This is a genomic window from Lactobacillus crispatus (assembly GCF_018987235.1).
In the GTDB taxonomy this organism is placed as follows: Bacteria; Bacillota; Bacilli; order Lactobacillales; family Lactobacillaceae; genus Lactobacillus; species Lactobacillus crispatus.
Genome location: NZ_CP072197.1, coordinates 837,341 through 858,450, shown reverse-complemented (window position 1 = coordinate 858,450; position 21,110 = coordinate 837,341). Strand labels below are relative to the sequence as shown.

Here is a 21,110-nt window from a genome sequence, read left to right as displayed (position 1 = left end):
ATATTTACATCTCTAACTTTATCACTAGACCCAGCCGTGGAAAAGACCGATCGCATAATTTGCAGCATCAAAATCAGCTAAGTCTTCAGCTCTCTCACCTAAGCCAACCAATTTAACCGGCAAATTCATTTCGTTACGGATAGCTAGAACTACCCCACCCTTAGATGAGCCGTCCAACTTAGTTAAAACAAGCCCAGTTAATTTGGTGGTCTTGTCAAAGTCTTTGGCTTGCAAAAGCGCATTTTGCCCGGTTGAACCATCTAACACAAGCAAGGTTTCTGTTGGCTGATCTGGTAAAAGCTTCTTGATTGTTCTTTGAATTTTTTCCAATTCAGCCATTAAATTCTTCTTATTTTGCAAGCGTCCCGCAGTATCGACTAAAAGATAGTCAGCTTTTTCCCTGATTGCCCGTTCAGTTGCATCATAAACAACAGAAGCAGGATCAGCCTTTTCTTTACCAGTAACTACGGGTACGTCAACACGTTTTCCCCATTCAACTAGCTGTTCAACGGCACCCGCTCTAAAGGTATCGGCCGCAGCTAAAATTACTGACTTTCCTTCATCCTTAAAACGTTTGGCTAACTTACCGATTGTAGTAGTTTTACCTGCACCATTAACCCCAACAAATAGGTAAACGTTAGGTTTAGCTTCAGCATTATACGTCAATTGCTCATCTTCGCTATTGCCGCCTTTATCATAAAGGTCAACCAACTTTTCAACGATTACTCGCTTCAAGTCATCACGTGACTTAGCATTTTGCAATTTAGCCTCTTCACGCAATTCATCAGTTAATTGTTCAGCAGTTTCATAGCCAACGTCAGATTCAATTAATAAGGCTTCTAGATCATCGAAGAAATCTTCATCAACTGTTCTAAACTTGGCAAAAAAGGCGTTAAGTCTTGCACCAAATCCCTTGTTAGTCTTTTCTAGCCCCTTTTCATAAAGCTGTTCTTGTGATTCTGTTGGCTCCTCATCAGAAACTTCAGTTTCTTCAACTTGTTCTTCTGTTTCAGTCTCAGTAGTCTCTTCTACTTTAACTTCTTCAGGCTGTTGTTTAGAATCTAAATCTACTGCTTTTTCTTCATCACCAGATTCAGCTTCTACCTCAGAGTCTTCTTGTGCTTCTACTGTTTGTTCTTCTTCATCAGTAGTTTCAGTTTTCGATTTAGCTTCATCAACTACTTTTTCAGATTCTTGATCATTATCCTCTGATTCAGGCTTAGCTTCATTTTCTTGCTCAGTCTGTTTTTCTTCTTTTTTGTTTTCATCCTCTTCGTCTTTTTTACCAAAGAGTGATTTTTTTATTCGATCAAATAAACCCAACTATTTCACCTCATTTTTATTCTTCATTTCTTTTAATGATACCGACAATACTTGCGAAACGCCAGATTCTTGCATAACCACACCATATAGTTGGTCAGCCTGCCGCATCGTCCCTCGTCTATGCGTGATCACGATGAATTGGGTTTTCATATCGTATTTAAGCAAAAATTGCGCAAAACGAGTAACGTTTGCATCATCCAGGGCAGCTTCTACTTCATCAAGTACACAAAATGGTACCGGATTAACCTGCAACATGGCAAACAACAAAGTAATTGCGGTTAACGCGCGTTCACCACCAGAAAGCAGACTTAAACGTTGCTGCTTTTTGCCAGGCGGCTGTGCGATAATCTCAATTCCAGTTTCTAGCAAATTATTAGGCTCAGTGAGTTCCAATCTAGCTTTACCGCCACCAAAGACAACTGGAAAAATACTCTTAAAGCTAGATGCTACTTGATTAAAGGTACTCTTGAAGCGCGTCTTAACTTCTTCATCTAACTCGTTCATTGACTTTTCAAGGTCATCACGAGCTTTTAACAGGTCATTTTGCTGACCATTCAAAAAGTCATAGCGCTTTTTCACATCTTCATATTCTTGAATAGAATCAAGATTTACTTGGCCAATATCTTCAATTGACATGCGATGCAACTTCACGCTTTTAGCCAGTTCATTGCGCTTTTCTTCAGTATTTTCGCCTTCTGCTTGCTCTAAAGCAGCTTCAAACGTTAAGGCATACTCTTCACTCAAAGTTGACAAGCGCTGATCAATTGCGGAATTAAACTTCGCAATCTTTACTGAGTAATCTTCTTGTTCAATTGCTGCATCTTTGCGTAAATCATAATTACGACTGGCAACTTGGTCAAGTTGATTAATCTGCGCATCAACTTGTCCTAATTGCGCACTAAGTTCATTCAGCTTCTTTTGCAGAGTTTCATTCTTTTGCTTAATTTCAGCTTTTTGCGTTTGTAAATCAGAATTCTTCTTAACTGATAATTCACCATTTTGACTTAATTCAGTTAATTTCTGCTCTAAGCTATCAGTTTGCTTCTGATTATTAGTGATCTGACTATTTTTTTCTTTTTCCTGACTAGCTAAGTTTTCCAACTTATTAGTATAAACTGCAATTTGAGGATCAAGCTTTGATAATTCCTCTTGTACACGTTGACTTAAGCTATTGAAGTTCTTAATCTTTTCTTGCAAGTAATTCATTTTGCCCTTTTGTACTTCATTTTGCTTAGCCAATTGTTCCTGCTGATCATTAGCCTGAGTGATTTCTTTCTTTAAAGCAGCAATCCGATCTTGTTGTTCTTTTACTCGAGATTTATATAAACTATTAGCATCAGTTAGCCGCTTTACTTCCTTTTCTTGATTTTGGAAAGAAATAGCAGCTTCATTAATCGCTTGATTAGTCTCCTGCAAAGTATCACGCAGTTGTTGCAATTTAGCCGCAACTTTTTCACCTTGAGTAACTAGCTCATCTAACCGTTCTTGATCTTCAGCCAAATTTTGTCGTAAAGTCTGTAATTGCTTCTCTAACTGATTAATTTCAGTTGCCGTCTGCAGTGGTGAATTATTACGTTGGTTTCTTTGACCACCAGTCATCGAACCACCTGGGGAAATCACATCGCCATCTAAGGTAACAATCCGATAGCGGTTAACTCGACGTGAAATTGACATTGCACTATCAATCGTATCAACGATAATCACACTACCCAGCAAATAATTAATCGCAGCAGTAATATCTTGATCGGCTTTACTTTCAACTAAATCACTTGCTACGCCCTTAAAGCCACTAAAAGATTGCAAAGTAGTGATAGTTGACTGTGGAATAGTGTATTGACGCAAGCCATCTAATGGTAAAAAAGTAGCTCGTCCACTACGACTACGCTTTAATTGATTAATTGCATCCCTAGCACTAACTCTGCTTTCAGTAATCAAATCCTGTACGCCACCGCCAAGAGCTGTTGTCATTGCAGCTTCTAGCTCAACTGGAAATGTAATCAATTCACCCACAGCCCCGATCACACCAGGGAAATCAGATAGATGATTCAAAACATTACGTACACCGTAGTAATAACCCTCATGCCGCTTTTGAATATTTACTAAAGCTTCATGTCGCGCTTCAACTTTCTCTAATTGACTGCGCTCTGCGTTAACGGCTTGCCGAATCTGATTAATCTGTTTAGTTAAATCATTATTTTGATCATTAACTTGCGCAAATTTTTCTTTTTCCTTTTGCCGCTTAACTGTCAGCTGCTTGCCTTCAGTTCTCAGCTTTTCCAGTTCAGTCCGAGCATCGTTTAGCTGCTTGCTTACATCACTATTTTGATAAGTAGTGTCTGCCTGACTACGTTTTAATTCAGCATTCAGATTAACAATCTGATTATTAGTTGTAGCCTGATCTTGTAAAAGTTGAATATAGTCGTTACGACAATCTTCTAGTCGCTTACTCAATTCTTCTGGATCATCGTGCAATTCACCAGTCAATTGATCATGCTGCTCTTGTAAAGCATCTTGCTCCTGCTTAAGTTGCTTTTTATTCCGCTGCAGTTCAGACAATTCATCCTTTAGCTTAACCAAGCTATTTTTCAATTCTTCAACTTGACGTTGAGTTTCTACCCTAGTTGAATTATTAAACTGTTGTGATTGCTGTGCGACCTGCAAGTTAGTATTGATCTGTGATAATTGGTCACTTAGCTTTAATAATTCACTCTGCGTTTGCTCTCGCTCATTTTGAATTTTTTGATATTCTGCCCGTTTTTCAGAAACAGCACTTTGCGAACCTTTTACTTCATTATCCAGTTTTGTTAACAGGATTTGGTTCCTATCTGCTGCTTTTTGGACTTCTTCTTTTTGCCGGTTTAAATCCTCAATTTCAAAAGCTAATAGACTTTTTAATTTCTGATCTAGTCCCTTCTTTTGAAATTGATATTCTTTAGCCAGCGAACTTTGCTCATGCAGCGGCTCCAATCGACCTTCAAGTTCTTTAACCAAGTCATTGATTCTAATTAAATTATCCTTGGTTTTCTCCATTTGCGCCTTGGCAGCTTCTTTTTGTTGTTTAAAATGCAAAACACCAGCAGCTTCTTCAAAGATTACTCTTCTTTGTTCAGGACGAGAATTTAAGATCTGATCAACTCGTCCCTGAGAAATAATCGCTAGGCTATTAGGTGAAATTCCAGAATCAAGAAAGAGTGTCCGCACATCTCGCATCCGCACTTGCTGATTATTAATTAAAAATTCACTGTCACCTGATCGCAGAAATCTTCTAGTAATTGAGACCTGATCTGAATCAAAAGCCAACTCACGCTCTTTATTATCAAAAACTAAAGTAACTTCCGCCTTATTGAGCGGCTTGCGAAATTGACTACCGGCAAAGATGACATCCTTCATATTCGTTCCACGTAGTGACTTAGCACTGGATTCACCCATTACCCAACGTACGGCTTCAGTAATGTTACTTTTCCCCGAACCATTAGGACCAACGATTCCGGTAATTCCATCATCAAAATGAATAGTTGTCTTATCAGCGAATGATTTAAAACCATCGAGCACTAATTCTGTTAATGGCACTTTTTCATCCCCTTATTTTTCTAATTTTTGTAAAGCGACCTTAGCAGCTTGTTGTTCAGCTGCTTTCTTATTGTGACCCTCACCTTTTGATTCAACTTTTCCGTTAATTTTTAGTTCAACAACAAAGTGTGAAGGTAATTGAGATTCACTAATAACGGTGTATTCGATATTCACAGGACCATCTTGCTGCAATACTTCCTGCAAGTCAGTCTTATAGTCGCGTGAATCATCGAATTCACCCTTATCAATCAATGGATAAACTGTTAAATGCAAAAAATGTTCAACTGCTGGCATCCCTTGATCAAGGAAAAGTGCCCCATTGAAAGCTTCAAATACATCTTCCAGCAAAGTTTTACGATGACGTGCTCCAGCTTTTTCTTCACCATTACCTAAGTGAATCTCATCTTGGAAACCACATTCAATTGCAAATTCTGAAAAACCTTCAGTCCGTACAATATTTGATCTCAAACGAGTTAATTCACCTTCATTCAATTTAGGATAATGAAGATAAACATAATTTGAAATGGCTAATTCTAGCACAGCATCCCCAAGAAATTCGAGCTTTTCATAATCGCGAATTCCATCATTGGGATGTTCATTTGAATATGAAGAATGCGTAAATGCTTCTTCTAATAGCTTTTCATTGTTAAATTCGATATTATAATCGTCTTTTAATTTTTTTAAAAACTTTGTACTTACCATAAAAATGCCCCTTTTTATACCTATAAATTATACCAGTTTTCGGGTCACAGAAAAAAGACTGCTTCTAAAATTTAGAAACAGTCTTTTGTAGTTCTAAGCAATCACTTTACTTAGCGTAAGCAACATTGTACCAGTTAGGGAAACCATTACCCATTGAATCCGATGGCTTAAGTGAGTAACCAGTAAGCTTCTTGTTAACGGCAGTAATTGAATAACTATTAGCCACAGGAATTACGTAAGCTTCATCAAACATGTACTTTTGCCATTCATGGAACTTCTCTACTCTGTACTTGTGGTTAAAGGCCTTTTGTGAATCCATTTCGTTAAGTAGCTTGGTGTTTTCAGGGGTTACGAAACGTGAGTAGTTCATTGGAGCAGTCTTACTATAAAGGTCGTTTGGTGATGGTTCACTTGAAAGTGACCATGCACCAATAAACATGTCAACTGATGGATCATCGTTTTGAACCTTGTCGTAGAATGAATTGAATTCAATCAAACGACCACTAGTTAACTTAACGTTCAAGCCCATCTTCTTCCATTGTTGGATGTAGTTTTGAACGATTGGCTCTTTAGTTGAACTACCAGTCATAGCAGCTAAACGAATAGTTAAAGGCTTGCCATTAGGTTGTACACGATAAGTACCCTTCTTCTTGAAGCCAGCCTTATCCAAGATTTCATTACCCTTCTTAATATTGTAAGTGTAACCCTTAATATCCTTGTCAAAGTAATCACCAAATTGTTTTGGAATCAAAGTTGGAACTCTGAATGATAAACCAAATGAGTAACGCTTGTAAACTTGGTCAACGTTCATACCGTAACCAATTGCTTGACGTAAGGCCTTGTTATTCATCTTAGAATTCTTGTCCATTACGTTTTCGCCCTTCTTGGCATCCCACTTACCACCCTTAAAGCCTAAGTATGAGTATTGTAGTGGAATCTTAGCGATAAAGTTAACGCCCTTAGTATTCTTAATGTTCTTCCACTGTGAATTGATTACTTGAGTAACATCAAACTTTCTTGACTTAATACTTTGAGCAACTGAGTTAGGGTTAATTACTGTAGCAGTAATCTTTGAAAGCTTTGGCTTACCCTTGTAGTAGTATTCGTTAGGAACCCAAGTTACTGATTGTCCACGAACAACCTTTTGCAATTTGTAAGCACCAAAGAACAATGGCTTCTTACGAATCTTATCACTTGACATTAAGTCCTTGAATTTAACATCTTTCAAGTAGTGGTAAGGAGCAGCAGCTTCCCAAATGTAACCATTACCTGAAGTGTTCATACCAGGCTTCATCGTCTTAAAGTGAAGAACAGCTTTACGACCGTTTTCGCCATCTGGCATTTCAAAGCCTGAGATAGTCTTTGACTTACCTTCATGATATTCTTGCAAGCCTTCCAAATCAGCTAAACTTGAAGTGTAACGTTGTGACTTAGTGTCTTTGTTAGCAATAATTTCATAAGCGTATTCATAGTCCTTAGCAGTTACTTGCTTGCCATCTGACCACTTAACGCCCTTCTTAATTTCAACAGTTACGGTCTTAGCCTTTTGATCAACCTTGATAGTAGCTGCACCCTTGTTGTTAAAAACATAGTGATCATCAGTACCAAAAAGTGATTCTGCACCATATTGCATAACTTCAGTATCAGTAGCTGAAGTTGAAAGTTCGTCGTTGAAGATACCAGTAAATGGGGTATCAGCTTCAACAGCAACCTTAACAGTACCGCCATTCTTAGTAGCCTTAGTAGGTACTGTTTCCTTAAATTTAGCAGCTGTCTTTGATTCATCAGAACGTGATTCTGATTTACCACAAGCAGCTAAAGTAAGAGCTACACTTGATAAAAGTGTAATACCAGCAAAAAGTTTCGCCTTTTTCATTAGTAAAATTCCTCCATTACTTGGAGCAAGTTGACCTTTTAATTTTATCACTATTACAAAAACATAACAATAGCATGAAAAAGACAGGCATTTGGATTAAGATACCTGTCTTTTCTATTAGTTAGTTATTAGAATTTAATATAAGGAATTTGTTTATGTTTAGAATTTTGGAGTTTAATTTTACTAATGATCAATGAATTACTTAGCGTAACCAACCTTGTACCATAATGAGTTGGCATCTGATGGCTTAAGTGAGAAGCCTGTAATCTTACTGTTAACTGCTTGGATGCTGTATGCATTTGTAGTTGGAACAACATAAGCTTCATCATTCGAGACTGTAAAATAGTTTGTGTAAGGATGAATGATTCCTTAAATTTATTTCTTTAAACATTAGAAAAAGGAGTTCCTTTCTCGTATGATTGGTTTGAACAAAAAAACACATACAGAAAGAAGAACTCCTTCATGAATGATTTTACCAAAGATTTTGCTCAAGCTCTATTCAATCCAGACAAAATAAATGATTTATTGCGCAAAGAGCTACAACAGGCTGTTAATAACTTGCTAGAAGCTGAGTTGACTGCCTTTCTAGGCTATGATCCCTATGCCAGAAATGGCTGGAATACTGGCAATTCTAGAAATGGTGCTTATTTCCGCAAGGTTGATACCCAGTTTGGACCAATTGAAGTGCAAGTGCCTCGAGACCGCAACGGTCAGTTTCATCAGCACACGCTGCCTGACTACAAGCAGCACTCTGATGTTTTGGAAAGCACGATTATCAAGCTATACTCCAAAGGCGTAACTACCAGAGAAATCGCTGACTTGATTGAGAAAATGTATGGCAGTCATTATAGTCCAGCTCAAGTATCAAATATTTCCAAGCAGATGCTCCCCAAGATTGAGGCTTATCACAAGCGCAAGCTAAGCGACAAGTTTTTCTGTGTCTATTTGGATGCGACATACCTTCCTTTGCGCCGAGAAACGTTTGAGCGTGAAGCAGTATATATTGCCATTGGCATTAAACCTAATGGACATAAGGAAGTCATTGACTACTGCATTGCTCCTAGTGAGAACATTGAAGTTTGGACAGAGATGCTTCAAAACATGAAGTCCAGAGGCTTGAAGCAAGTTGAGCTTTTTCTTTCTGATGGTGTTGTTGGCATGAAAACAGCCTTGGCCAGGACTTATCCTAAAGCTCATTTTCAACGCTGCCTGGTTCATGTCATGCGCAATATCTGCGCTAAAGTACGCGTCGACGATCGTGAAAAGATCATGAACGAATTCAAGCAGATACATCAACAGACAAGCAAAAAAGAAGCTGCAGCTGTCTTGCACAAATTCTATGCCAAATGGAATAAAGCTTATAGCCATGTCATCAAAGGTTTGAAGGAAATTGAGCCCGATCTGCTAGTCTTCTACAATTATCCCAAACAAATCAGAGCTTCAATTTATTCAACCAATATGATTGAATCCTTTAACAACGTCATCAAGCGTAAAGCTAAGCCTAAGGCAGAATTTCCAACTGAACAGTCGCTTGATGCATTTATTGGCATCCAGGCAATGAGCTACAATGACCGTTATTTCAATCGAATTCATAAAGGCTTTGGTCAGGTTCAGGACACCTTAGAATCCTACTTTGATTAAATAAATAATTAAAAAATCAATTTACGAGAAAGATCTATTTACACAAAAGATTTGACAGTTTCCATCATTCATGTACTTTTGCCACTCATGGAATTTATCAACTCTATATTTAGTATTAAATGCTTTTTGTGAGTCCATTTCTTCAAGAAGTTGACTATTCTTCTTGGTTACAAAACGAGTAAAGTTGAATGGAGCCTTCTCGTTGTAAAGGTCATTTGGTGATGGTTCACTTGAAAGTGACCATGCTGCCATAAATACATCAACATCTTTAGAATCATTCTGAACCTTATCGTAGAATGAGTTGAATTCGATCAAACGACCACCAGTCAACTTAACGTTCAAGCCAATCTTCTTCCATTGTTGGATGTAGTTTCTAATGATTGGTTCTTGAGTTGAACTACCAGTCATAGCTGCAAGGTGAATAGTTAAAGGCTTACCATTTGGTTGTACTCTGTAAGTACCTTTCTTCTTATAACCAGCCTTATCAAGCAATTGGTTTGCCTTCTTAAGGTTGTATGAGTAGCCCTTAACATTCTTATCAAAGTATTGCCCGAATTGTTCTGGGATTAAAGTTGGAATTCTGAAGCTCAGACCTTGAGTGTAACGCTTAGTAACAGCATCGATGTTCATAGCGTAAGCCATAGCTTGACGAAGTGACTTATTGTTCATCTTGGCCTTAGGATTCATGACGTTCTTGCCATGTTCCCATTTACCAACCTTAAAGCCCATGTAACCATATTGAAGTGGAACCTTAGCTACAAAGTTGACTTTCTTAGTATTCTTAACTTGTTGCCATTGTGAGTTAACAACTTGTGCAATATCAAACTTATGACTCTTAATTGCTTGAGAAGCAGAATTTGAATTAATTACTGAAACAGTAATTTTATCAAGATTTGGCTTACCTCTCCAGTAGTATTTGTTAGGTACCCAAGTAATTGATTGACCACGAACAATCTTGCTAATCTTGTAAGGGCCAAAGAACAATGGATTCTTACGAACAGCATCAGAAGATTCCAGTTTATTAAATGGAATCCTCTTTAATTGATGGTATGGACTTGCAGTTTCAAGGAAGTAACCGTTACCTGATTGAAGCATACCTGGTTTCATTTCTTTGAAGTGAATTACAACTTTACGTCCATTTGCTCCATCTGGCATATCAATACCTGAAATAGTCTTAGCTTTGCCATCATGATATTCAGTTACACCAACAATGTTTTGAAGTGAAGCAGTATAACGTTGAGACTTTGTGCCCTTGTTAGCCATAACTTCATATTCATACTCTACATCTTTTGCAGTAACCTGCTTACCATCTGACCACTTAACACCTTTTTTAACTTCAATAGTGATAGTCTTAGTTTTACGGTCCAACTTAAAAGTTGCAGGTCCCTTGCTATTAATCTTGTAACTGTCATCAGTATCAAATAATGATTCATTACCAAACTGTGCTACATCTGTGTCAATAGCAGAAGTTGATAATTCATTGTTAAAAATACCTGTAAAAGGTGTATCAGTTTCTTCAGCATATGATAAAGTGCCGCCCTTTTTGACTGCCTTAACTGGAGTAGTTTCCTTAAACTTCTTGGCATCCTTTGCGCCAGCATTGTTATTGCTACTCTTACCACAAGCAACTAAAGCTAACGCTGCCGCAGAAACGACTCCTACTGAACCCAATACTCTTGATAATTTCATACTTGTTTCCCCCATCTAGGATACAATTCTTTTTCAATAGTTATTTGAATCAAGTTGATGATTAAATAATACCGCCATAAATTAGAAATGCAATAGTTTTATGAAATAATTTTTAATATTTATTTTATTTACTTTAAATAAGATTTTAGTTATATAAACAAAAAACAGCTCTACTAAGCGATAGAGCTGTTTTAATTTAATTATTACTTTATTAGTTTTCACGCTGTCTTGCGTCACCAGCACGTTGCAGAGCTTGACCAACATAGTTAATACTTAAGGAAATTACCAAAAGCAAGATAGTAGCAGGCAACCACAACCATGGACGGTTAATAACGTTAACTGGGTCATTGGCAAAACCAATCAAAGTACCAAGTGATGGCGTAGTACTTGGTAAACCATAGTTCAAGAATGACAAACTAGTTTCAATACCAATGTTACCAGCAATACTCAAAACAACGTCAATGATAATCATTGAAGTAATGTTTGGCAAAACTTCACGGAACATAATCTTAAAGTTAGATGAACCTGAAGTCTTAGATGCCAAAACATAGTCACGACCACGCTGCGATAGGACGAACGAACGGAAGTAACGTGCCGTGACCGTCCAACCAAACATCGCAATCAAGAATACCAAAGTTACGGCATTGTAGTTAGGAATAACAGTAGTCAAAACAATAATAATTGGCATTTGTGGCAAAATCTGGATAAAGTCAACTATTCTCATGATAACTGAGTCAATTGTTCCACCAAAGTAACCAGAAACCAAACCGACTACCAAACCAACAATTTCAGTAATTACAGTAACTGAAATACCGATCATGATTGAGTTACGTCCACCCATGATTAGCAGCTTCAAGATGTCACGACCACCGTCATCAGTACCTAACAAGTGGCCTGCTTCACCCCAACCATAATATGAATCCGCAATGTTCATTTCAGTTACTTGAGCACGGTTCAAGAATAATGAACCACCGAATGTAAACAGTAAAATTACGATAATGATAATCAAAGCTGTTAAAGCAGACTTTGAACGCACAATTTCGTGCATTGCCACCTTGAATCCAGAAGGTGGGAGAGTAGCCTTTTGCTTTGCGTCTTCTTTAGTAGCTTTCTTTGTAGCTTTTTCTTTTTTATCAGCCATTTTTTCTCTCCTCCCTATTGAATTCTAATACGTGGGTCAATGATACTCATAATGATATCTGACAATAAGTTACCAATTAGAGTCAAGATACCAAAGATCAAAATCAAAGCAGTCAGAGTAGTGTAGTCACGTTGACCAATTGAGTCAAGGAACAACTTACCCATACCAGGGTAACTAAATACACTTTCAATGATCATTGAACCACTAAGCAAACCGGTAATAGTGTTACCAAGGAAGGCAGCGATTGGCAATAATGAGTTACGTAAAATGTGCTTGTTGAAGACGACATTTTCAGGCACACCCTTACTACGAGCGGTTCTTACGTAGTCTTCAACCTTGTTATCAACAATCCCAGTTCTTAAGTACTGAACAGTACCAGTAGTAGTAATCAAGGCATACAGAATTGCTGGCAAAATCATGTGATAGATTCTACTGCCAAGTACGCCCCAGAAACCAGAGGCACTAGCTGAAACAGAACCAGAAATTGGGAACCAGCCCAAGGTGAAACCGAAGAGCCACAAACCTAAGATGTAGAATACGAATCCTGGGGTAGCCAAGGTGATGTAGTTAAAAATTCTAACACTAGTATCTTGCCATTCGTCTTGGTGACGACCTGAAGTAATACCAAGAGGGATAGCAATACTATAAGTCAAAATAGTAGTTAAAAGTGATAACCAGAAGGTGTTATTTGCACGATCGGCAATCAATGAAGTTACAGGAACGTGCTGGATGTAACTTGTACCAAGATCACCATGGAACAAGTTGCCCACCCATCTAAAGTATTGCACGTACCATGGATCAAACAGACCTGCAGCCCGTTTTAAGGCTTCAATTTGTTTAGGGTCGGTGTTAGGGTTAATTGATCCACTGAATGGGTCACCAGGCATCATTTTAGCCAAAAGGAAGACCAGCAAACTCAAGATAATCAATTGAGGGATCATGATTAACAAACGCCGTAAAATCGTTTTCCACATGCTTAATCACTCTCCTTTTCTTCTAATTCTTCAAGTTTAGCTTCGTGGGCCATATCTTTTGGCAAAGCTACCCAGTGCTTAGGTGCTACTTGTTGTAATGGATATACACGACCATCCTTGTCGTACCATTTACTTTGATTTTCTTCAAATTCTTTTTCAACTTGTTCGCGATGTTTCTTGTGTTCTTCACGATGTTCAACATCAACTTGAGGAATAGCGGAAAGCAAACGCTTAGTATAGATGTGAATTGGGTGCTTGTAGATTTCTTCACGGCTACCTAATTCAACCAAACGACCACGGTGCATGATTGCCAAGTTTTCTGACATGTGCTTAACAACACCCAAGTCGTGTGAAATGAACAAGTAAGCAATGTTGTATTGTTGTTGAATGTGCTTCATGAAGTTCAAAACCTGTGCTTGAACTGACAAGTCCAAAGCAGACGTTGGTTCATCCGCAACAATTAACTTAGGGTTAGTAGCAACGGCACGAGCAACACCGATTCTCTGACGCTGACCACCTGAGAATTCATGTGGGTACTTGTAGATCGCATCACTAGGCATCCCTACAATATCCAACAATTCTTGAACACGATCACGTTCTTGATCAGTAGTCAGATTTTCAAAGTTTCTAATTGGCTCTGCAATGATATCTTCAATTCTCTTTCTTGGGTTCAAACTTGACATTGAATCCTGGAAGATCATTTGAACATCTTTATTATAATCAAGCTTCTTACGGTTGCTTGCCTTAGTTACGTCCAAACCCTTATACATGATTTGACCACTTGTAACTTTTTCAACCCCAACAATCGCCTTACCGGTAGTAGATTTACCAGAACCAGATTCACCGATTAAACCGTAAGTTTCACCTTCACCAATTGAGAAATTAATCCCATCAACGGCACGGACATAATCAGTAATTCTGTTCCAAAATCCAGAGCGAATTGGGTAATAGACCTTTAAATCTTTGATTTGAATAATTTCTTTTGCCATAAACTACTCCCCACTTGCTGTCTTTTCATCCTCAAAGTGGAATGACTTCCAGCAAGTACATCTTACCCAGTGACCTGGCGCAACTTCATGCACCTTAGGTTCTTCTTCATGTGCGCTAGCAGGAATCCAAGGAATTCTTGCAGCAAATCTATCACCAGTACGTGGCATATTCTTCAAAGATGGCACAGTACCGTGAATTACATGAAGATCTTCATCCGTATCGTCTGATTGAGGCATTGAGTTAAGTAATGATCGAGTATATGGATGAAGTGGGTTTTCAAAAATTGTCTTTACATCAGATTTTTCAACAATTTGACCAGCATACATGACTGCAACTTCATCAGCAGTTTCTGCTACAACACCTAAGTCGTGAGTGATCAAAATAATCCCTGAGTGGGATTGTTTTTGAATATCTTCAAGCAAATCCAAAATTTGAGCTTGAATAGTAACATCCAAAGCTGTTGTTGGTTCATCGGCAATAATAACTTCAGGCTTACATGCAATCGCCATCGCAATTACAACACGCTGACGAAGCCCACCAGACAACTCATGTGGGTACATTTCGTACATTTCTTCAGGCTTTGGCATTCCTACTTGATTAAACAATTCAATGACACGTGCGTGACGTGTTTTTTCGTCCATATCAGTGTGGTAATAAAGAGTTTCAGCAACTTGGTCACCAACACGCATCAATGGGTTCAAGCTGGCTAACGGGTCCTGGAAGATCATTCCGATCTTGTCCCCACGAATCTTATTGAAAAGTGATTCATTCAAGCCAACTAGGTTTAATTCATTGTAAAGAATGTCCCCTGTTACTTTAGTATTTTTATGGTCGTACAATCCAATGATACTTGAGGCAATTGTACTCTTACCACAACCAGATTCACCAACGATGGCTAAAATCTCGTCGCGCTTCAGAGTCAGATTAACATCGTCTGCCGCATCATAGAATTTCCCTTGCAAACGGTATGCCGTATGCAGGTGTTGAATATCTAATAAAAGATCACTCTGCTTCTCCAAAGGTCATTCCTCCATCTCGAGCTTTTTTATTAAAAGCATTTAATCTTTTCTATTTATTTTCTAAATATAAACACAAAGCCGGTCGTATGCAAATCACGACACGGCTTTTTTTAGAAAATTATCCTTGATGAGACTTAATATATGAAACAGCATCACCAATTGTTTTAATTTTTTCAGCTTCATCGTCAGGAATTTCTGCGCCAAATTCATCTTCCAATTGCAAAATAAATTCAACCAAATCAATTGAATCAGCATCTAAATCGTCCATAAAATTAGTGTTTTCAGTAATCTTGTCTTTATCAACATCAAAATTATCAGCGATCATGTCCTTGATTTTATTAAAAATTTCTTCTTCTGACATAAAACTTCTCCTTTTTAATAAAACATTGTACTATTTTTCAGCGAATTCGTCTCTAAAATCTGCAACAAGTTTTTCTTTAACCATTTTATCTACTTGCTTAAGAGTGAAATAAATTGGACGTTCATTTGATCTACCGTGGGTTTTAACTACCGGTGCATTAACGCCTAGTAAAACTGCACCGCCATATTTAGCCGTATCAAATTTAGATTTTAAGCTTGATAACGAGCCCTTCACCATTAAGGCACCTAACTTGGTCATTACACCGCCATTTAATAAACTATCTTTTAATAAATGAAGCAAGACGCTAGAGGTTCCTTCAATGTTCTTAAGTACAGCGTTTCCGGTAAAGCCATCGGTTACTACCACATCTGCCTTGCCTAATAGCAATTCATTACCTTCAATATTACCTAAGAAATTCAAATTACTTTCTTTAAGCAATTCATAGGCCTTTTGGTGAACATCATCACCCTTGTCGCTTTCAGCTCCATTATTTAAGAGCATTACTCGCGGATTTTGAATACCACGGATTTTTTCTGCATAGTATGAAGCCATTTCGGCCCATTGTAAAAGATATTCTGGCTTACTCTTAGCATTAGCACCAACATCAACCATATTGAAGCCATCGTCACTATTTTGAACAGGTAAAGTAGGCATCAAACCTGGACGAACAATCCCCTTGATTCGACCAATAATAAAAATTCCACAAGCAAGCAATGCACCAGTATTGCCTAAGGAAAGCAACGCATCAGCTTTTCCTTCCTTAACGAAGTTAGCTGCCACAACCATTGAAGAGTCTTTCTTTTTTCTGATTGCCTTAACTGGTTCATCTTCATCAGCAATAACTTCTGTTGTAGGTACAACTCCTAATTGATCATTAATTTGATCTTCAGGGATTAGTTTTCTTAATGCTTCTTTATCACCAAATAATAAAAATTTAGTCTCAGGCATTCCAGTTTTAGCTTGTAAAACCGCCTTAACGATTGCATCTGGGGCATTTTCGCCACCCATCGCATCAATTGCAATTGTTCTCATATATTCACCACAATCTTTTCTAAATTCTGTTTTGCTCTAATTGCTTATATTCTAGCACTTGCTTAAGTGCCTTATGTCCTGGATCTGATAAATCAGGATCAGCCGCAACCAAAGCTCGTGCTTCTTTTTGCGCAACGACCAATGTATCGTAGTTATTTACTACATCACCCACACGAAATTCTGGCAATCCTGACTGAGCCTTACCAAACAAATCACCTTCACCGCGCATCTTTAAATCTTCTTCAGCTAATTTGAAGCCGTCATTGGTCGACGCAATAATTTTCATTCTTGCTTTACCTGAATCGGTCTTAGGATCAGCTAGAAAGACACAATAACTTTGTGTTTGTCCTCGACCAATTCGACCACGCAGTTGGTGCAATTGACTTAAGCCAAAACGATCAGCATTATAAATCACCATCATATTGGCATTAGCCACATCAACTCCAACTTCAATCACACTGGTAGTTACTAAAATATCGATCTCACCAGCTGCAAATGCAGTCATAATCTCATCTTTTTGCGCACCTGGCATTTGACCATGAAGCAGGACTACCTTGTGATTAGGAAAATCATGGCTTAATTTTTCATGCAATTCTTCTGCATTTTTTAAGTCTAACGTCTCTGACTCGGTAATCAATGGTGTCACAGCGTAAATCTGAAAGCCTTGATTTAGCTGCTCTTGCATTTGTCGATAGACTTCCTTCATTTGACTACTTGTTTTCCATGTGGAAATAATTGGCTTTCTTCCGGCTGGTAAATGATGTATTTCAGAGACTGTCATATCACCATAAACTGTCAAAGCCAGCGTCCGCGGGATTGGCGTAGCGGTCATTGCCAAAATATCTGGTTGATCGCCTTTATTAATCAAAGCTTGTCGTTGTCCTACACCAAAACGGTGCTGCTCATCAATAATGACTAGACCTAATTTTTTAAAGATAACACTATCTTGAATTAAAGCATGAGTGCCAATTACCACATTAATCGTGCCATCAGTTAATTCACGGTAGATCTCACGCCGCTCCAGTGTTTTTGTATTGCCTGTTAAAAGAGCTACTCGCACACCTAAAGGACGCAACAATTCATCGATTTTTTTGAAATGCTGAGTTGCCAGAATTTCTGTTGGCACCATCAAAGCCGCCTGATAGCCAGCTGTAATGGCTGCAAAAATCGCATAAACGGCTACAACAGTTTTTCCAGAACCAACATCACCCTGCAAAAGTCGCCGCATTTGACCATCAGAATGCATATCAGCAAAGATTTCATTAACCACATGCTTTTGATCATCTGATAATTCAAATGGCAGAGATTTAGTTAATTGAGCAATTTCTGTCAGATCGTATTTCTTTGCATAACCCATTTGTTTACCATCATTACGGGTCAATAAAGCTAATTGTAATTCAAAAATAAAAAACTCACGAAAAATTGCACTTCTCTTAGCTAGTTCAGCCTCATGACTATTCTTAGGGTGGTGCATTTTTTCAATAATTACTTGGTCTTTTAAAAGACGATATTCTTGCCGCAACTTTTCCGGAACAATATCCTGCACTTGATCAATAAAATCGTCAATAGCCACATTAATTAGATCTACTAATTTTTTTTGCTTAACATGTCGATTAACCGGATAAATCGGCGCCATACCACTATCATTTTCTTTGGCTGCTACGAATTTAAAGGCCGTTAAACTTTGCCGGGCAACATTGTATTTACCATAAATAGCTACTTCTTGTCCGATCTCAATTTTATTTTTTAACCACGGCTGATTAAAAAAATTGACCATGATCACATCATGGTCAATTCTCATCTTGAAACTTAAGCGCGTTTTCTTATAGCCAAAACTACTAACAAACGCTTCAGTGGCTACTATTCCCTTTAGCATTACTTTTTGACCATCCATGATTTGATCTAACGGTAATGTTTGTAATTCGTCATAACGAAAAGGAAAGTAAAAAAGCAAATCATAAATACTATAGATGCCTAAGCTTCCTAATGCAGCTGTAGTCTTTGTCCCTACACCCTTTAAGTCTGTGACAGGAGCAAATAATGCATTATCAATCATTGTTATTCAACTGATACTAAGAAGTGATATACAGGTTGACCACCATCATGAATTTCAAATTCAAGATCATCATGTTTGGCTTCAAGTTGTTCAACTACTTCTTGTGCTTGCTCTTCACTAGCATCACGGCCAAACATAATTGTGATAATTTCTGAATCTTCATCCAGCATCTTTTCAATCATATCAACAGTAGTCTTAATTAAATCAGCATTGTCAACCTTAATCTTGCCATCAACAATTCCCAAGTAGTCATTCTTATGAATTTCTACTTCATCGATTTCAGTATCACGGGTAGCTTGAGTAACTTCACCTGAAACAACCGTATCTAAGTCCTCTGTCATAGCTTCCACATTTTCATCAACAGATGCATCTGGATTGAATGAAAGCATTGCGGTTAAACCCTGAGAAATAGTCTTAGTTGGTACAATACCAACCGGAATATCACTAACTTCAGCAGCCTGCTTAGCAGCCATAACAATATTACCGTTGTTTGGCAAGACAATAGCTTTCTTCGCACCAGACTTCTTGATTGCATCAATAAAGTCTTGAGTTGATGGGTTCATCGTTTGCCCACCCGAGATAATACGATTTACCCCTTCACTTTCAAACAACTTACGAATACCGTTACCTGAAGCAACTGCGATCACTGCAAAATCAACTGCTTCTTGTTGTTCTTCATCTTGGTCAACGATGCTTTCGTGTTGGATTCTCATGTTATCAATCTTGATCTTGCCTAATTGACCAAACTGACTACCGTATTGGAAAACATCACCAGGGTGTTCAGTATGAACGTGAACCTTAGCAATTTCACCATCAGAAACAGCTAATAATGAATCGCCCAAGCCAGACAAGTGCTTTCTAAATTCTTCCAAATCAAACTTCTTTTTATTTGGCACATCGGCATCAAGATCAACCATGATTTCAGTACAGTAACCATTTTTAATATCTTGAGTAGCCAATTGGCTTTGAACTGAAGATTGGTGGTGCATTGCATTGATCATTTCATCCATTTCATTTTCGTCAGGTTGATATTGATCTGCAAAGTTTTCACCCATTAAGCCTTCCAAAAAGCCTTCATAGATAAACAAAAGGCCTTGACCACCTGAGTCAACTACACCAACTTGCTTCAAAACAGGCAATAAATCTGGAGTTGACTTAAGAGCCTTCTTAGCACCTTCAACTACAGCTTTCATTACTTCAGTTACATCGTCGGTGTCATTGGCCTTAGTAGCACCGGCTTGTGCAGCAACACGAGCTACAGTAAGAATAGTACCTTCAACTGGCTTCATTACAGCCTTATAAGCAGTAGCAACACCATTTGAAAAAGCATTTGCTAATTCCTGTGCAGTTAAGGTCTTCATCCCTTGGGTAGCCTTGTAAAAGCCACGGAATAATTGTGAAGTGATAACCCCACTGTTACCACGGGCACCCATTAGCATACCTTTAGCCAAGCTTTCAGTTAAATCACTAACACTAGTACTTGGATTTTCCGAAACAGCCTTAGCACCACTTTCAATGGTTAAGTTCATATTAGTACCAGTATCACCATCAGGAACTGGGAAAACATTCAAAGAGTTAACAAACTCCGCATTTTTACCAATTCGATGAGTGGCAACACGTACCATATCTCTAAATTGCTTACTATCTATCTCATTTAAAACCACTATTTAAAACCTCCGCTTGTGTTATTCGTCAAGTACCTTAACGCTTTGTACAATGACATTAACGGCCTTAGTGTCTATTCCTAATTGATTCTTCAAATTGAACTTAACACTATCTTGAACATTCTTACTTACTTCAGAAATCTTCAAACCATAACCAACAATAATGTACACATCAACCGTAATTTCGTTATCTTCTGACTTGACAACAACACCGCGCTTATAATTGGCACGATTAAGAATCCCGTCAAATCCATCGCGAATGGCATTCTTTGATGCCATACCTACAACGCCATAGTTAGACGTAGCTGCGCCACCAACAACAGTTGCGATTACACCGTTTGAAATATCAATCAAACCATCTTTTGTCTTGATCTTAACAGCCATGTTTCGTCCTCCGTCTTATTATCTATATATACGTTTATTATTTTATCATAGTAACGACATAATCAATAATTAAAATACACCTGAAAAAATCCTTTTAGTATTGAATTGCGCGAAAACATATGATAATCTAATTAAGTATGACATCACAAATAAAGGAGGTTTAGCAAATGGCAAAAGATTACGTAACAGGTAAGAAGACTACATTCGGTAACAAACGTTCACACTCATTGAACTCAACTCGTCGTGCTTGGAAGCCAAACCTTCAAAAAGTTCGCATTCTTGTTGACGGTAAGCCAAAGCGCGTATGGGTTTCAACCAAGGCTTTAAAGTCTGGTAAAGTTACTCGTGCCTAATAGACCAAGAGCTTGTTAGATCACTGATCTTGCAAGCTTATTTTTTTACTTATTTTAATGATTTATATAAAAAACGGTAAGAAGACCATTTTATTTTGTCTTCTTACCGTTTTACTTTACTTCATAATATTGTGATGCTTATCGTCATCAGGAATTTCGTCGGCCATTCTTTCATCAATTGGCGTGTATGCATACTCAGTAATCATTTCACCCAACTTAGTTGGCAAGTCCAAATCTTGATAAGTTACATTTCTAGCTAAGCCATTGATAGTAGCTACTTCCTTCTTCTTCTTTTTATCAAAAATGTGAACGTGGTTCTTGTACATGTAGTCTTC

At 38.0% G+C, this 21,110-nt stretch carries 16 protein-coding genes and 2 pseudogenes; 2 read left to right on the top strand and 16 right to left on the bottom strand.

What is annotated here, in order from left to right; genetic code table 11:
• Positions 1-24: 24 nt before the first annotated feature.
• The 5 genes and pseudogenes from ftsY to J6L97_RS11330 form a co-directional block, all read right to left on the bottom strand.
• Positions 25-1,323: a signal recognition particle-docking protein FtsY gene (ftsY, locus tag J6L97_RS04220; protein ID WP_057726615.1), complete on the bottom strand. Its 1,299-nt coding sequence runs from the start codon at positions 1,321-1,323 to the stop codon at positions 25-27.
• Entirely contained in the window at positions 1,324-4,893 is a 3,570-nt protein-coding gene (gene smc / locus J6L97_RS04215; RefSeq protein WP_057726616.1) for a chromosome segregation protein SMC, read from the bottom strand.
• Positions 4,894-4,905: 12 nt separating this feature from the next.
• Positions 4,906-5,595 carry a ribonuclease III gene (rnc, locus tag J6L97_RS04210; protein WP_057726617.1) on the bottom strand — a complete coding sequence of 230 codons (690 nt, stop codon included), beginning with the start codon at positions 5,593-5,595 and terminating at the stop codon, positions 4,906-4,908.
• Positions 5,596-5,701: 106 nt separating this feature from the next.
• Positions 5,702-7,471, bottom strand: coding sequence for an oligopeptide ABC transporter substrate-binding protein (locus J6L97_RS04205; RefSeq protein WP_054832830.1), 1,770 nt, complete (start codon positions 7,469-7,471; stop codon positions 5,702-5,704).
• A gap of 198 nt (positions 7,472-7,669) precedes the next feature.
• Positions 7,670-7,801, bottom strand: a pseudogene (locus tag J6L97_RS11330) (oligopeptide ABC transporter substrate-binding protein); the annotation flags it as partial.
• A gap of 132 nt (positions 7,802-7,933) precedes the next feature.
• Between J6L97_RS11330 and J6L97_RS04200 the strand changes: the two are divergent.
• On the top strand, positions 7,934-9,112 hold the full coding sequence (locus J6L97_RS04200) for an IS256 family transposase (protein ID WP_005728142.1): 1,179 nt from the start codon (positions 7,934-7,936) through the stop codon (positions 9,110-9,112).
• Between the two features lie 63 nt (positions 9,113-9,175).
• Here the strand turns inward: J6L97_RS04200 and J6L97_RS04195 are convergent.
• From J6L97_RS04195 to J6L97_RS04150, 10 genes and pseudogenes are all read right to left on the bottom strand, one after another.
• A pseudogene (locus tag J6L97_RS04195) lies at positions 9,176-10,801 on the bottom strand (oligopeptide ABC transporter substrate-binding protein); the annotation flags it as partial.
• A gap of 211 nt (positions 10,802-11,012) precedes the next feature.
• Positions 11,013-11,942, bottom strand: coding sequence for an ABC transporter permease (locus tag J6L97_RS04190; protein ID WP_057726634.1), 930 nt, complete (start codon positions 11,940-11,942; stop codon positions 11,013-11,015).
• A gap of 14 nt (positions 11,943-11,956) precedes the next feature.
• Complete coding sequence (opp4B, locus tag J6L97_RS04185; RefSeq protein WP_005719359.1) at positions 11,957-12,916, bottom strand: oligopeptide ABC transporter permease; 960 nt, start codon at positions 12,914-12,916, stop codon at positions 11,957-11,959.
• Between the two features lie 2 nt (positions 12,917-12,918).
• The gene (locus tag J6L97_RS04180) at positions 12,919-13,905 is read right to left on the bottom strand and encodes an ATP-binding cassette domain-containing protein (RefSeq protein ID WP_005723128.1); all 987 of its coding nucleotides are present in this window, start codon (positions 13,903-13,905) and stop codon (positions 12,919-12,921) included.
• A gap of 3 nt (positions 13,906-13,908) precedes the next feature.
• The gene (locus J6L97_RS04175) at positions 13,909-14,925 is read right to left on the bottom strand and encodes an ABC transporter ATP-binding protein (protein WP_057726636.1); all 1,017 of its coding nucleotides are present in this window, start codon (positions 14,923-14,925) and stop codon (positions 13,909-13,911) included.
• A 118-nt stretch (positions 14,926-15,043) separates the two neighbouring features.
• A complete protein-coding gene (acpP, locus tag J6L97_RS04170) occupies positions 15,044-15,286 on the bottom strand; it encodes an acyl carrier protein (RefSeq protein WP_057726637.1) in 243 nt (80 codons plus the stop codon).
• Positions 15,287-15,316: 30 nt separating this feature from the next.
• On the bottom strand, positions 15,317-16,318 hold the full coding sequence (gene plsX, locus J6L97_RS04165; protein WP_057726638.1) for a phosphate acyltransferase PlsX: 1,002 nt from the start codon (positions 16,316-16,318) through the stop codon (positions 15,317-15,319).
• Between the two features lie 19 nt (positions 16,319-16,337).
• On the bottom strand, positions 16,338-18,374 hold the full coding sequence (recG, locus tag J6L97_RS04160) for an ATP-dependent DNA helicase RecG (protein ID WP_057726639.1): 2,037 nt from the start codon (positions 18,372-18,374) through the stop codon (positions 16,338-16,340).
• A gap of 2 nt (positions 18,375-18,376) precedes the next feature.
• Entirely contained in the window at positions 18,377-20,038 is a 1,662-nt protein-coding gene (locus tag J6L97_RS04155) for a DAK2 domain-containing protein (protein WP_005719368.1), read from the bottom strand.
• A gap of 21 nt (positions 20,039-20,059) precedes the next feature.
• Positions 20,060-20,422 carry an Asp23/Gls24 family envelope stress response protein gene (locus tag J6L97_RS04150; protein WP_005719370.1) on the bottom strand — a complete coding sequence of 121 codons (363 nt, stop codon included), beginning with the start codon at positions 20,420-20,422 and terminating at the stop codon, positions 20,060-20,062.
• 167 nt (positions 20,423-20,589) lie between these two features.
• Here J6L97_RS04150 and rpmB point away from each other — a divergent pair, with 167 nt between their 5' ends.
• Positions 20,590-20,775, top strand: a complete 186-nt coding sequence (rpmB, locus tag J6L97_RS04145; protein ID WP_005719372.1) for a 50S ribosomal protein L28 — start codon at positions 20,590-20,592, stop codon at positions 20,773-20,775.
• A 116-nt stretch (positions 20,776-20,891) separates the two neighbouring features.
• Here the strand turns inward: rpmB and J6L97_RS04140 are convergent, their stop codons facing one another.
• Positions 20,892-21,101 (bottom strand): hypothetical protein, encoded by a 210-nt coding sequence (locus J6L97_RS04140; RefSeq protein WP_005726272.1) that lies wholly within the window; start codon positions 21,099-21,101, stop codon positions 20,892-20,894.
• Positions 21,102-21,110: the final 9 nt, after the last annotated feature.